15 protein-coding genes are annotated in these 13,445 nt (G+C 42.0%); 6 read left to right on the top strand and 9 right to left on the bottom strand.

Annotation, left to right across the window (positions count from 1 at the left end):
• Positions 1 to 10: 10 nt before the first annotated feature.
• Positions 11 to 1,222: an ABC transporter substrate-binding protein gene (locus tag V7K36_RS18940; RefSeq protein ID WP_335118315.1), complete on the bottom strand. Its 1,212-nt coding sequence runs from the start codon at positions 1,220 to 1,222 to the stop codon at positions 11 to 13.
• A gap of 238 nt (positions 1,223 to 1,460) precedes the next feature.
• Between V7K36_RS18940 and V7K36_RS18935 the strand changes: the two genes are divergently transcribed.
• Positions 1,461 to 2,882 (top strand): MFS transporter, encoded by a 1,422-nt coding sequence (locus V7K36_RS18935; RefSeq protein ID WP_335118239.1) that lies wholly within the window; start codon positions 1,461 to 1,463, stop codon positions 2,880 to 2,882.
• 173 nt (positions 2,883 to 3,055) lie between these two features.
• Here V7K36_RS18935 and accD read toward each other — a convergent pair whose 3' ends face one another.
• From accD to leuB, 5 genes are all read right to left on the bottom strand, one after another.
• Positions 3,056 to 4,006, bottom strand: a complete 951-nt coding sequence (gene accD, locus V7K36_RS18930; protein ID WP_335118237.1) for an acetyl-CoA carboxylase, carboxyltransferase subunit beta — start codon at positions 4,004 to 4,006, stop codon at positions 3,056 to 3,058.
• Between the two features lie 152 nt (positions 4,007 to 4,158).
• Positions 4,159 to 4,629, bottom strand: coding sequence for a hypothetical protein (locus V7K36_RS18925; RefSeq protein WP_335118235.1), 471 nt, complete (start codon positions 4,627 to 4,629; stop codon positions 4,159 to 4,161).
• Positions 4,630 to 5,029: 400 nt separating this feature from the next.
• On the bottom strand, positions 5,030 to 5,854 hold the full coding sequence (locus tag V7K36_RS18920) for a prepilin peptidase (RefSeq protein WP_335118233.1): 825 nt from the start codon (positions 5,852 to 5,854) through the stop codon (positions 5,030 to 5,032).
• A 132-nt stretch (positions 5,855 to 5,986) separates the two neighbouring features.
• Positions 5,987 to 6,247, bottom strand: a complete 261-nt coding sequence (locus tag V7K36_RS18915; protein ID WP_300415205.1) for a hypothetical protein — start codon at positions 6,245 to 6,247, stop codon at positions 5,987 to 5,989.
• Positions 6,248 to 6,337: 90 nt separating this feature from the next.
• A complete protein-coding gene (gene leuB / locus V7K36_RS18910; protein ID WP_335118231.1) occupies positions 6,338 to 7,426 on the bottom strand; it encodes a 3-isopropylmalate dehydrogenase in 1,089 nt (362 codons plus the stop codon).
• Positions 7,427 to 7,768: 342 nt separating this feature from the next.
• Between leuB and V7K36_RS34185 the strand changes: the two genes are divergently transcribed.
• Entirely contained in the window at positions 7,769 to 8,020 is a 252-nt protein-coding gene (locus V7K36_RS34185; RefSeq protein ID WP_442948483.1) for an HNH endonuclease, read from the top strand.
• 375 nt (positions 8,021 to 8,395) lie between these two features.
• Here V7K36_RS34185 and V7K36_RS18905 read toward each other — a convergent pair whose 3' ends face one another.
• The 3 genes from V7K36_RS18905 to V7K36_RS18895 all read right to left on the bottom strand — a co-directional run bounded on the left by V7K36_RS18905 (position 8,396) and on the right by V7K36_RS18895 (position 10,076).
• On the bottom strand, positions 8,396 to 8,581 hold the full coding sequence (locus V7K36_RS18905) for a hypothetical protein (protein ID WP_335118229.1): 186 nt from the start codon (positions 8,579 to 8,581) through the stop codon (positions 8,396 to 8,398).
• A 41-nt stretch (positions 8,582 to 8,622) separates the two neighbouring features.
• Positions 8,623 to 8,754: a DUF2887 domain-containing protein gene (locus V7K36_RS18900; RefSeq protein WP_335118227.1), complete on the bottom strand. Its 132-nt coding sequence runs from the start codon at positions 8,752 to 8,754 to the stop codon at positions 8,623 to 8,625.
• A 530-nt stretch (positions 8,755 to 9,284) separates the two neighbouring features.
• On the bottom strand, positions 9,285 to 10,076 hold the full coding sequence (locus tag V7K36_RS18895) for an Rpn family recombination-promoting nuclease/putative transposase (protein ID WP_335118225.1): 792 nt from the start codon (positions 10,074 to 10,076) through the stop codon (positions 9,285 to 9,287).
• Between the two features lie 377 nt (positions 10,077 to 10,453).
• On the opposite strand from V7K36_RS18895, the gene V7K36_RS18890 reads away from it, so the two are divergent.
• The 4 genes from V7K36_RS18890 (at position 10,454) to V7K36_RS18875 (ending at position 12,950) form a co-directional block, all read left to right on the top strand.
• Positions 10,454 to 11,422, top strand: a complete 969-nt coding sequence (locus V7K36_RS18890; protein ID WP_335118313.1) for a hypothetical protein — start codon at positions 10,454 to 10,456, stop codon at positions 11,420 to 11,422.
• A 53-nt stretch (positions 11,423 to 11,475) separates the two neighbouring features.
• Positions 11,476 to 11,742, top strand: a complete 267-nt coding sequence (locus tag V7K36_RS18885) for a hypothetical protein (RefSeq protein ID WP_335118223.1) — start codon at positions 11,476 to 11,478, stop codon at positions 11,740 to 11,742.
• An 8-nt stretch (positions 11,743 to 11,750) separates the two neighbouring features.
• Positions 11,751 to 11,975 carry a hypothetical protein gene (locus tag V7K36_RS18880; protein ID WP_335118221.1) on the top strand — a complete coding sequence of 75 codons (225 nt, stop codon included), beginning with the start codon at positions 11,751 to 11,753 and terminating at the stop codon, positions 11,973 to 11,975.
• Between the two features lie 129 nt (positions 11,976 to 12,104).
• A complete protein-coding gene (locus V7K36_RS18875; RefSeq protein WP_335118219.1) occupies positions 12,105 to 12,950 on the top strand; it encodes a NifU family protein in 846 nt (281 codons plus the stop codon).
• Positions 12,951 to 13,445 lie beyond the last annotated feature (495 nt).

The raw sequence follows: 13,445 nt of genomic DNA, 5'->3' as shown, positions 1-13,445 counted from the left end.
GAAAGATTGCTTAATCCATCGCCCTAATTTGCTGATTAGCTTCATTCTGTGCCTGTACCATCGCCTGCTTTAATGGTTGTTGTCCCAATAAGGCGCTGACAAACTGGTTATCAAAGTTATTGACGATCGCACCTGGATACTTACCTACCTGCCACGATGTAGCATAATCCACCCCCGCAACTAATGGCGATCGCAGTGGGTCTTGGTCATAGCCCAAATTCTTTGCTACTGATTTACGTGTTGGCAAAGCAAACCCTGTTCCTGTCCACTTCTGCATCCCTTCTTTACCGGTGAGATAGGAAATCAACTCCCAGGCTTCGGCTTTGTGCTGTGCTTGCTTATTCATCACGTAGGCAACGGTAAACACCATTGTGCCTTTTTTTTCATTAATAGTAGGCAATTGCGCGGTAGCAAACTCTAGTTGAGGAAAGGTTTCAGTTAAATAGGGAATTGCCCAGTTACCCTCAATCACCATTGCCACTTTACTCTGACCAAACATTTCGCTACCTGAGTTTGTCCCCACATCAGATTTTTGGGCAGAGGAGCGGTCTCTTTGATACTGGTCTACCACTAACTCTAAACCCTGCAAACTTGCCTCGCTGGCAAAGGTAGCAGAACCATTTTGATCAACAAGTTGTCCACCAAAGGCTTTAATTTTGTAAGCCTGACGCGCCAATTCTGGAATCTCTCCAAAGCCGTATCTGTTAATTTTGCCTGTCAATTGCTTCGAGTAGTGACGTAATTCATCCCAAGTAGCTGGCGGAATACTCAAGCCGGCGGTGGCGAAGGCTTTTTTGTTATAAAACAGCGCCAGGGTGGAATAGTCTTTGGGAAGACCATAAATCTGGTTTTGATATTTAAAGCTCTCAAGTAGGGTATCCTCGAAGTCTACTAGGTCAAATTTGGGGGTGATGTAAGCATCTAACGGTTCCAGGACATTTTGACTCATTAAGAAAGGAGCTTCCAGCGCATCCAGATAAAAGACATCAGGCGCGGCTTCCCCAACCAAACGAGTTTTGATTACATCCATGTATTGGTCGGAGATTACTTCATATTTGACCTTAATAGTTGGATGTTGTCCCTCAAAGTCTTGCAATACCTGTCTCAAGAGTTTTTGCTCAACAGGAGATCCTCCCCAACCACTGAGTTTAATGGTGACTGCGGTAGATGCTAAGGGTTTGCTTGGTAATTGTAGGCTTTGACAAGCAATAATAGCGATCATGATGGCGATCGCCAGTCCCAAAAAATTAAATAATCTTTTTCTGCTCACAGATAGATAAAAGTCTCTTTCTTCTTACTTATACCCTCTGTTCTTAAGGAGTGATATTTTACTTTTTTGAAATTTTTGTTGAGAATTGCAAGCTAAAATAACGAAAAATTATCAGCAATGCTAATTAAAGCATACTGAGTTCCTCTGCAACCGAATTTATTCGAGGGTATTTCACCCATAAACATAGATTATGGATTCTGTTCAGGTTGAAACAACTCCGCCCTTGACTCTGGAATTTACCCAGATTGCCTCACCATCCACAAAACTTTCTCTAACCCCTCGAATTCCCAAGGATGCGATTCGCACAAGTTTAAAAGCTTCCACTGCGGATTCTGTTTTAGCATCAGTTTACTCCCTTGGGACTGGCGGGATTTTACTCAGCAATTTCTTGGTTGAATTGGGTGCTAGTCCAGTGGTATTCGGGATGCTGTCCTCTATCCCCATGTTGGTCAATCTTATTCAACCGTTAGGTGCTTACCTGTCTGAACGTAGCACCAGCCGCTTTCAATATTCTCTTCGGACACACGGAATTGGTCGGCTGCTATGGCTGTTTCTAGTAATTGGTATTCTAGGCGTAAGCTTGGGAGTGATTAATACTGATCAGTTAGTGATATTGACACTCTTGATTGTTCTATTCAGCCATCTTTTGGGAGGACTAGGAACGGCATCGTGGCTAAGTTGGGTAGCAATGATAGTTCCCCGGCGATTGCGAGGCAGGTATTTTGGGATACGCAATAGTGCCGGTAGTCTCACCAATTTGGTTTGCGTACCAATGGCCGGTCTCGCTGTATCACATTGGTATGGTGGAACTCTACAAGGCTATGGGGTGGTTCTGCTGGTAAGCATTGTGTTTGGAATTGCGGGATTGGGATGTCAGTATTTCCAGGTGGATATGAATCCGCAATCACAAAACACTTATGATCACAAGTTAACTCAAACAAGTGAGATTCAGCCAGAGGTTGTAAAAGACGAATCTTCTGAAGTCGCTCAATCAATTCATCCACCACAAAACCAATTAGCTAACAGTGTTTGGAAAAACTCTAACTTTTTGAGATTTCTGCTGTATTTTAGCTTCTGGAATCTTGCTGTTAACCTCAGTAGTCCTTTTTTTAACCTCTATATGCTGGACACGCTGGATTTAGATGTGAGTTATGTGACTATCTACAACAGCCTTCAGGCGGGGGCGACTTTATTAATGCTTATTCTGTGGGGAAAATTAGCAGACAAAATAGGTAATCGTCCCATCCTCATTTGTATTGGGATTTTGGTTGCAGCTACACCAATGCTATGGCTGGGGATTGGTGCTAATCGCCTTGACATCTGGTTGTGGCTACCTCTGTTACACATCTTGGCTGGAGGTACTTGGGCGGCGATTGACTTGTGCAGCAACAATGTACAATTGGGCATTGCACCAATAAAAAATCAGTCTATCTATTTTGCGATCGCAGCTGCCGTTGCTGGAGCGAGTGGTGCTTTAGGCGCAACTATAGGCAGCTTTATTATCCAATTTGCTCAGTTTGGAGGCTTGTTGGGGTTGTTCGCCCTCTCTAGTCTATTCCGACTAGTAGCCCTTGTTCCACTCGTTTTTGTCAAAGAGCCGGGGAGAGCTTAGGGATTGGAAAGTGAGGAGTACAGACGCGATTAATCGCGTCTGTACAAGAGTGAGGAGTTATGAATTTTACACTCATAACTTTTCACTCATAACTCATCACTTTTGACAAAGGTTGATACCCCAACCTTTGTGGGTGGTCTTTTAACTCAGCACTCAGCACTCAGCACTCTTCATTATTCTGCGGCGGTAGAAGTCAAAGACATTGTTTCCCACAACACCATGTGAGGTGTTGTTAATACAGGCTGGTGTAGGGCAATCAGCTGGGTGAGGGTATTCTTTAATTGAGTGCGGGGTACGATATCATCAACAAAACCGTGCTGGAGCAAATCTTCAGCAGTCTGAAAATTATCGGGTAGTTTTTCCCGTAGGGTTTGCTCAATCACTCGCCGACCGGCAAAACCAATAGTTGCCTTGGGTTCTGCCAAAATGATATCACCCAACATTGCAAAACTTGCGGTAACACCGCCCGTTGTGGGATTGGTTAAAACGGGAATATATAATAGTCGGGCATCTCTATGGCGCTGGAGGGCTGCGGAGATTTTCGCCATCTGCATCAGAGAGAGCATTCCTTCTTGCATTCTCGCACCACCGGAGGCGCAGACAATAACTACAGGATATCGCCGTTGAGTGGCTTGCTCAATCATCCGGGTGAGTTTTTCTCCCACGACCGAACCCATGCTACCACCCATGAAACGGAAATCCATAACCCCAAGGGCAATGGGCAAACCATTGATTTGACCTAAACCAGTTTTAACCGCGTCTATTAAGCCAATTTTTTCCTGCATTTCCCGCAAGCGATCGCTGTAGAGTTTGCGATCGCGAAATTCTAGGGGATCGGTTGGACGCAAATGCTCGTCCAGAGGTTTCCAGGTATTGTGATCTATTAATTGACGGATGCGCTCATCACTGTCTACCCGATTGTGATGACCACATTCGACACAAACCATCTGATTGGCTTTCAGGTCTTTTGTATATGTCAACACACTACACTTAGAACATTTATGCCATAAACCATCAGCAATTTCACGTTCTTGGCGTTCGAGGCTGGTAGATCCTGATTTCCGTCGATTTGCAAACCAATCAAATAGAGACTTTAAACCGCGTGATTCTTCGTTGTTAGCCATTTTTTATTTTATTTTAAGTGGGTATGAGGTCGAAAACACCTTAAACTACGCTTTTAAGCAATTCAGACCTTAATTTTCATCTTTGGTTGCCAGCTTAACGAAAATACTTATACCAATACAAGTCTCTTGCTCTTTTTTCAGCAGACTTAATTCTATGGACGTACTGACAAAGCCATGAGGACACCAACCTCCCAATAAGATGCTTTCCCTCTCCCACTCAAATCAATTATTCGTATTGCTAGGTTATGAACGATCAGCATCTGTTGCACTAGTTGTGCTTGCCAACAGTTAATCGTCATTAACATATCGCGGAAGTCTCCACCCTCTCTACGAGACGCTACGCGAACAACTCTTAGAAACGTGGGGATAGGGAGCGGGTGATGACGATTGCATCTAGTATTGACGGTTCGACTAAGCTCACCGTCAACCCTGAGCGTAGTCGAATGCGAACAGCGTCTCGTACAGAAGGGTTGATCTTTTGCACAGCAAAAACAAATACTAGATGTATGATAGCGTTGCGTTAGCTCGGCATGAGCGTCGGCACGAGCGTCGGAATCACTAATTTTTCGGGTATTATAGTTAGTGTCTTGACCATCAATGCCGTAAGCGAAAACCAAGCTCATAGGTATATGTTGCAAGAAAAAGATTTGGGTCTTGGGAACCAGGACTTCTGCCCTTGGAGGGGAATGTCAGACCAATAGAACTACGGAGTCCTAGAGGCTATTGCCGATGAATTAGGAGAGCAACGTTCGTCTATACGACGAGGTAGTTCACGAGGGTAATACAAGTTACAACTAGAATATTATCAAAATATGAAGGGTTGATGGGGTAATGTTGGTTACAGTCACGAATTATAAATATTTCTTATGAAAGGGCATTCGGCATGGGGCAATTCAATTTTGGATTTTGGATTTTAAATTTTGGATTAAATTTCAATCTAAAATCCAAAATCTAAAATCTAAAATTCTTGCTCCCCCATTACCCCTTATCCCCCAGAGGGGGCCCCACCTTCCCCACTCCAGTTCAAGACGCTGGAAAAAATAACCGCAGGTAGCTAGATAAAATAGCTTCTCCACTAAACAGAGTGATCACAGATCCTAAAGCTAGAAAAGGGCCAAAAGGGATCTTTTGTCCTAACCTTTGTCGCGATCGCTGGATAATAACACCGCTACCAATTAACGCTCCCAGCGCACAAGCAATAAAACTAGCCAGGAGCAAATATTTCCAGCCTAACCAGGCTCCCATCATGGCTGCTAACTTAGCATCACCCGCACCCATTGCAGCTTTACCAAAGGCAATTGAACCCAATAAAGCGATCGCATCAAACAGCCATAAACCCAATACTGCACCAACTATCGCCATCATCAAGTGATTTACCAATGCTACAGAGCTAGCTTCTGGTAAAAAACCAACCACCATTTGAAACAAAATCCCTACCACCAAACCCGACTGAGTAAGTCGATTGGGTAGGGTCATTGTATCTAGGTCGATAAGCGATAGCGCCAATAACCAACTACAAAAAGCCCAATAGCCTATTGTTAAAGTCGAAACTTGAAATACTAAAAAAACCAGCAAAAAAACTATGCCCGTTACCCCTTCTACCACGGGATAACGGACAGAAATTTTGCTTTTACAATATCGACACCGCCCTCTTAAAGAAATCCAGCCGAATACTGGTACATTGTCGTAAGCTTTTAGCTGGTTTAAGCATTTAGGACAACGAGAAGGCGGCCAAAGAATTGACAACCCAGCAGGTAGCCGATAAACAATAACATTGATAAAACTGCCAATAGATGCACCCAAAGCAAAGACCATTACACTCGCCGGAACGACGAACAAAATGTCCATACAGTCATTTGTCCTTTGTCATTTGTCCATACAGTCATTTGTCGTTTATCTTTTGTCCTTTGTCGAGAGTTAATCAATATTTACTCTTGACCAATGACTAATGACTAATGACTAATGACCAATGACTAATGACTAATACATATGAGATTCAATTTGACTCAAGGGCACAAAACATTCTTGAGGTAAGAGAACTGGTTGGTTAGTAAAAATAACCTTACCTCGATGATTGATGCGATTAATTGCTACACCGGAAGGTTGCCCAGCTATTTCAGGATGTACTTCACAGTGGGTGTAGTATATCTGCCCAGCAGCTCTGATTACGGCGGGATCAATCAAAGGCGGCTGGTTTTTTGGGGCGGTAAAATTTGCTTGTCCTTGTCGTAATGCGTACACTATCGACTGTTATTTGATTGCTAGATTTCCCTCTAGTCTACCCGAAACTTATCGCAAAGGTTGCCAAATTGCCTAAGTTGCATTATTTAATTATTTTCCTTCAATGGCTCTAATCAGTGCATCGCCCATAGCGCGGCAACCTAAAAGATTTTTTCCTGGAGAAATTATATCCCCTGTGCGATCGCCTTGTTCTAAAACTTGCAATACGGCTTGTTCAATATGATCTGCCGCTTTTGGCTGGTCTAAACCGTAGCGTAACATCATCGCCGCACTCAAAACCTGTGCTAGAGGATTTGCTTTATCAAGTCCGGCAATATCTGGGGCCGAACCATGAACTGGTTCAAACACACCAGGGCCAGAAGCGCCCAAACTAGCTGAGGGTAACATCCCAATACTACCTGTGAGCATAGCAGCAGCATCAGAGAGAATATCGCCAAATAAATTGCCTGTAACTATGGTGTCGAACTGCTTGGGAGCGCGTACCAACTGCATAGCAGCATTATCTACATATAAATGAGAGAGTTCGATGTCTGGATATTCTTGTGAAAGTTGGGTAATGCGATCGCGCCACAACTGAGATACTTCTAATACGTTGGCCTTATCCACCGAACAAAGTTTTCCGCCACGTTTTCTAGCCGCCTCAAAAGCCACCCGCCCAATACGTTCAATTTCTGACTCTGTGTAAACCATTGTATTTACACCGCGTTTTTCACCAGTTTCGGTAGCAAAAATCCCTTTAGGTTTACCGAAGTAAATCCCGCCAGTAAGTTCACGCACTACCATAATATCCACGCCTTCCACAACTTCACGTTTCAAAGTCGAGGCGTCGATTAGCTGGGGCAAAATTTTCGCTGGACGTAAATTGGCAAATAATCCCAACCCTGCACGTAGCCCCAACAAACCTGCTTCTGGGCGTAAATTAGATGGCAGGGAATCCCACTTATAACCACCAATCGCAGCGAGTAATACAGCATCACTGTTACGGCAGGTATCTAGAGTGACAGATGGTAGGGGTTCACCTGTAGCGTCAATTGCTGCACCACCGATAAGGGCTTCTTGGAATTCAAACTGAATATCAAATTGCTTTCCTACGACTTTCAGCACATCTACCGCCACTGCCATAATTTCAGGGCCAATGCCATCGCCGGGGAGTAGAGTAATGCGGTAGTTTTGGGTCATAGCTGGTTATTACTAGGTAAATGCTTGCAGATCAAATATCATACCCAGCAAAATGTACCGATGGAGTTTTTAATTTATTTAGTGCTCGCGTTTTTTCATTCAGCAAGAATCTTTCAACGGCTTACTGGTAACTCCCTTGACTTGTTAATTAAATTTATTATGAAAGCAAACGCCAACAACCCTGATTTATCCTCACTTCCTAAAGTAGATATCCAGAAAATTTCCGTCTAATAACTAGTTAGGTCGCTTAAGTTACTGGTGAGGACGTAATTGTGAGGTTATTTGTTAGGACGTCGTCAGGTTAAGCTGTACCGCAAGTTAAGTTTTGATTGGACAATATTTATGCATTGTATTTTCTGTAAGTGTAATTCCTCTTCATCCACCTCAAGAGAACACATTATTCCTGAGTCATTTGGCAATAAGGAACATACACTTCCACCCGGAGTTGTATGTGATAGATGTAACAATTACATTGCACGCAAAGTGGAAAAGCCTTTACTAGATTCGCCTTATTTCAAGGAACAGCGTTTTAAAATGTCTATTCCAAGTAAAAGAAACAAAATTCCTATGATTCGTGGTATCCATCTTCTATAGGAATCATATTTGATTTTTGAACAAAATTAGGTATTGTAGGGTGTGTTAGAACGCAGTTCGTAACGCACAAAACCCTTGATGATGGTGCGTTACGCTGTCGCTAACACAACGCCAGTTGCTACAACGGAGGGAACCTCCGCAACGCACTGGCTCCCCTACGTATCTTTTCAAAAATCAAATACTAGTCCTATATACGCCAAATTATTTGTGCGGATACGATAAAAGTGACTTAGATGAAAGCTTTGTTTATCTCAGCAAAAGTTTTAGCAGGGATGGACATCAAAGTTTTTTGAATAGCTTGTGATCCTACTTGAGTTCCTAATTGATTCGCCAACACTCACTCCAGCCGCAACAGCTAAAACGGACTCTATTGTTTTAGGATTTAGGTTGTGCAGCTCGCCTAACAACTTGTTCGTCCAAACCTAACGCTTGAGCTATCTGCTCAATACTTAAACCCAATGCTAATAACTGGGGTATCGTTTCTAACTTACCTTCTTGTCTGCCTTCTGCAAAAACATCTTGGTAAAATCTAGTTAGCTTTAACTCATTTGATCGAAACATTCTCCCTATCCCCTCCTGGGTCAATCGCGGTAACTTCTAGATTAATATCGTCTCTTGACTTCGACTGAAGAAAATTGATAAGCGCTAGCTAGTTGCGGCAGTTGGTGAATCAGTTCAAAAAAAGTGCTGGGGATACTTTGGAAGATGCGATAAAAGATACTGTCTGTTTTCAAGGGAGCTTGTTTTACAGTTGATGAATATATTTTACACTTCGGTGTTCATCTGCGACGCCGAATAGCCCGTCGTAGACATCACACTCAAATTTGGCATCGAATCACTTTGACAACTGATGCCTTGATTCTATTTTGATTTGGTGATACCGTACCACCCAAATTTCTCAGAAATTTGAGATAAAGCGCACTGTTGAGCCTTGGCGCACTCTATTGTTTTAGGATTTAGGTTGTACAACTTGCCTAACAACTTGTTCGTCCAAGCCTAAGCCTTGAGCTATCTGCTCAATACTCAACCCAAACGCTAATAACTGAGGTATCGCTTCTAACTTACCTTCTTGTTTAGCTTCTTCAAAAACCTCTTGTTTACCTTCTTTTTTACCTTCTTCAAAAACATCTTGGAAAAATCTAGTTTACCTCAAGTCATTTAATTCAAACATTTTTCCTATCTCCTCCTGGCTCAATCGCGGCAAGTTGTAGATTAATATCGTCTCTATTAAACGCACTGTTAAGCCTTGGCGCACCCTATTGTTTTAGGATTTTGGTTGTACAGCTTGCCTAACAACTTGTTCGTCCAAACCTAACGCTTGAGCTATCTGCCCAATACTTAAACCCAATGCTAATAACTGAGGTATCGCTTCTAACTTACCTTCTTGTCTACCTTCTTGTTTACCTTCTGCAAAAACATCTTGGTAAAATCTAGTTTGCTTTAACTCATTTGATCCAAACATTCTCCCTATCTCCTCCTGGGTCAATCGCGGCAACTTGTAGATTAATATCGTCTCTATCAATTGTATAATTTCTTTAATAGTAGCGACATCTAGAATTTGCTGTCGGGCAATGTTGACTATTTCAATAGCTCTTGTTGTCGCAGTTGATTCGGGTTCGATGATTAGTTTAACTGTCTCTATGCCAATTGATGATGCTTCAATTGAGCTTAATTCGTCAAGATAGACGCGAGTCACTCGTTGGGAGTTGAGTAATTCTGTATATCTTTCGGTATCTCCAGTATCAACACTGCGGTTGGGGAAGATGACAACAGCACGCCAATTGTTGGTTAATTCGGTTTTGTCTAGATAGTTAAAGATTTCGGTGAATAAACGTGAGTAAAATTTTTTGTCGGGTTGAAATTGGACTTCGGCAAAATAGATGGGTAACTGTGGTGCATTGGGAAGGAATACACCATCGATTCTAAAGGCCAGTTGTTTGACTTCGACTGAAGAAAATTGATAAGCATTAGCTAGTTGCGGCGGTTGGTTAATCAGTTCAAAGAAAGTGCTGGGGATACTTTGGAAGATGCGATAAAAGATACTGTCTGTTTTCAAGGGAGCTTGTTCTACAGTTGATGAACATATTTTACACTTCGGTGTTCATCTGCGACGCCGAATAGCCCGTCGTAGATATCGCTCATTCAAATTTGGTATCGAATCACAAGGTGTTTAAAGCTGACATTAATATTGGCAATTACCCCCTAGAATTTGAGAAATAGGATGTTTTATATTTTAGGGACTGGGGATTGGGTACTGGGAAAACTCTTCCCTAATCCTTAGCCCTAGTCTCAGACAACAAAGGGGGAATTCCGCCTAAAGGACTCGAAGCCTGCGTAAATCAGTATGGCCCGTGATGAGATGCGAAAGCGTGTCTTGATCATTCATGGGTGTTGACAGACTCAATTCCCAATTGGCTAGAGTACGGCAGAGTTATGACCCCCAGCATTACAGATTCAGTGGTGAAGGCTGCGTTAGCAGCTGTTGCTTCAGAGTCAGCCTCAGCAGAAGAAAAAATCCAAATGCTGATTGAGATAGCACAGGGTTTTCAAAAAAAGCCCAAAGCTGCCCAAGACTTGCGGAATGCAGTTGGCTTATATTACCGGGCTTACGAGATGTGTGGAGAGGAGTATCCCCTACTGAAAGCCAGGGCCCAAGTGGGGATGGCGGGAACGTTACAGGCAATACCGGATGCTGAGTACCAACTGTTGCTGCAAGCGAAAGTCGGTTATGAAGAGGCGTTACCGATTTTAGAACAATTAGCTTCGCCAGAAGAAGTGGCAGAGATGCAGATGAATTTTGGGCTGGTGTTGCAGTCGCTTGTAGCGTTCAATTTGGCGCGAATAACCGACAGTATCCACGCTTATCATGAGGCATTGCGGGTGTTTACTTGGGAAGATTACCCCCAAGAATACGCGATTTTGTATAACAATATTGCGATCGCTTACCTTTCCATGCCTCTAGCATCGGAACGGGAATACTTGCGTCAAGGGTTAGCAGTGCAATCATTTGAGGTAGCACTAAAGCATATTAATCTGATTGATCATCCCAGAGAATATGCGATGTTGCAAAACAATTTAGGTAACGCCTTGCAATATTTAGTGAGTTCCCATCCTGTGGAGAATAACTTGCGTGCGATCGCAGCTTACGATGAATCACTAAAAGTGCGTAATGTCAAAGATACACCTCTAGAGTACGCTAACACAATTTCAAACAAAGCCAACGCCCTATTCAACTTACCAGACGACCAGGAAAAACCAGAAGCTGGTAATCCTAAAAATCTTTTGCAAGCGCGTATCTACTATCAAGACGCTTTAGAAATATTTACGAAATACCAACAAATTGGACAAGCAGAAGTAGTAGTCCAAGCGCTACAAGATGTCGAAGCAGAAATGAAGGGTTAAGAGTTATGAATCTAATTTGATTCCTATCACTTTCACAAAGAGGATAAAACAGCATGAGAGATATTTTTAGCTACCAAAATGTGATAAATTTTCTCAAAAGTTTAGCAGATGGCGACTTAAACTTAGCAACAGAATTCGTGTGGGTAATCATAGCAACAGCCTTATCTATGGTCGGCGGTGCAATTGGTGGAATGCTTTTAGCTGGCAAAGATATAGGCTATAGTTTTTCAGCAATGCTTGGTGCATTATTTGCCCCTGCGGGTGTAATTCCCGCCATCCTCTTAGGGCTTGCTGCCTTAAATTTCTTGACAAATTATTAGGAGAAAAAATGTTAGAGATAGGGTGGTTTTCTGTCAAGTTATTTTTTAAAGGAAAGCTACTACGCGACCCAATGTATTTTGTCAAGCAAACTACTATTGGTATTGTTGTAGGTTTCTTACTGCTAGTGTTACTCGCACAAGCTCCAATTCCCTTCTACTTACCAATAACATTATCTAGCTTAGTGACGGGCATGATTATGCCATTTCTCCTCAAAGATTTCAAAATGAAGTGAATTGTCATTAGTAGTTAGTCATTAGTCATTGGTCATTTGTGAATAATTAATGCCCCATATCCCTCAATTTTGGATTTTAAATTGTTCAATCCAAAATCCAAAACCTAAAATCTAAAATTCTTCTCCCTCATGTCCAACCTTGAAGAATTAGTTCAGGAAATTAACCGCTTTGAGGCAATTATATCCGAGTGGGATGAAAGCCAACGGTGTGTAGCAGTAGGTTTAAAAAGAGCAATTGAAGCTTTGCACAAAGCAGCATTGACTAGTTTGATTAAAAGCCTAAAACAAGAATCAATGCCAGCTTTGCGTCATGCAGTTGCGGATGAAGTAGTGTATGCAGTGCTACTGTACCACGAATTAGTTAAACCACCCAAACCACCATTAGCACAACGCATTCAGACAGCCCTTGAAGAAGTTCGCCCAGGTTTAAAAAGCCATAATGGGGATGTAGAACTAGTGGCAATTAAGCCACCAGATACAGTAGAAGTCAGATTAATCGGAACTTGCAGCAGTTGTCCGGCTTCTACTTTGACTTTATCTCAGGGAGTAGAACAGGCAATCAAAAACCATTGTCCCGAAATTATCAAAGTGGTTGCAGTCAATAACAACCCTACTATTAAGAACGCGAATTCCGGTTTAATCAGTCCATTTTCTTCACAGATAACTTCTACTTGGATCAAAGTGGCGACTATTGATCAAGTTCCTGAATTTAGTGTATTGGCAGTACAACTTGCTGATAATTCCCTGATTTTACATCGTCAAGGTGTTACAGTAACATGTTACCATAATGCTTGCACTCATCTAGGATCTACTCTAGAACAGGGTAAAGTTGAAAATGGTATTATTACCTGTCCTTCCCACGGATTTGAATACAAATTAGAGACAGGTGAATGCTTAACTGTACCTGATGTTTCGCTTCAATCGTATCCAGTAAAAATTAAAGACGAGAAGGTTTTTGTGAAACTGCAAAAATGATCATGCAAAGCTAACGTCTTAGCAAATATACTTAGCAATAAGTAAATTACAACTACTTTGCCTTTTCATTTCAGTAGTTCGCGCATTCATTTTAGTGTTTTGTACAAGCAAAATACCTGAATGCTTTTTCATTTGTGTAATTCAGTTATTCATTTTAGTGTTTTGAGAAAGCAAAATGACATATTGCTTTCTCAAAAGGTCTTTTGACTTACTCAAACCCCAGCTTACTTACTCATTTTGGTGTTTTCCGCAAGCAAAAGGTTTTTTGACTTATTCAAACCCCAGTTTACTTACTCATTTTAGTATTTTCCGCAAGCAAAACGGCATTTGACTTACTCAAAATGCCTTTTGACTTTCTCATTTTAGTACATCGCGCACTCATCACAAATATCGCTGTGTAGCAAAAGCTACTGTAGGTTTGCAGAAATTTTTTAAGATTGATGAATGCAGAACTTTTTTAAAGATTTTAACTGAATTTGGAAAAAACATAATGCA

It is taken from the genome of Nostoc sp. (genome assembly GCF_036919555.1).
GTDB lineage: Bacteria > Cyanobacteriota > Cyanobacteriia > Cyanobacteriales > Nostocaceae > Nostoc.
This window is presented reverse-complemented; position numbering and strand designations above follow the sequence as displayed.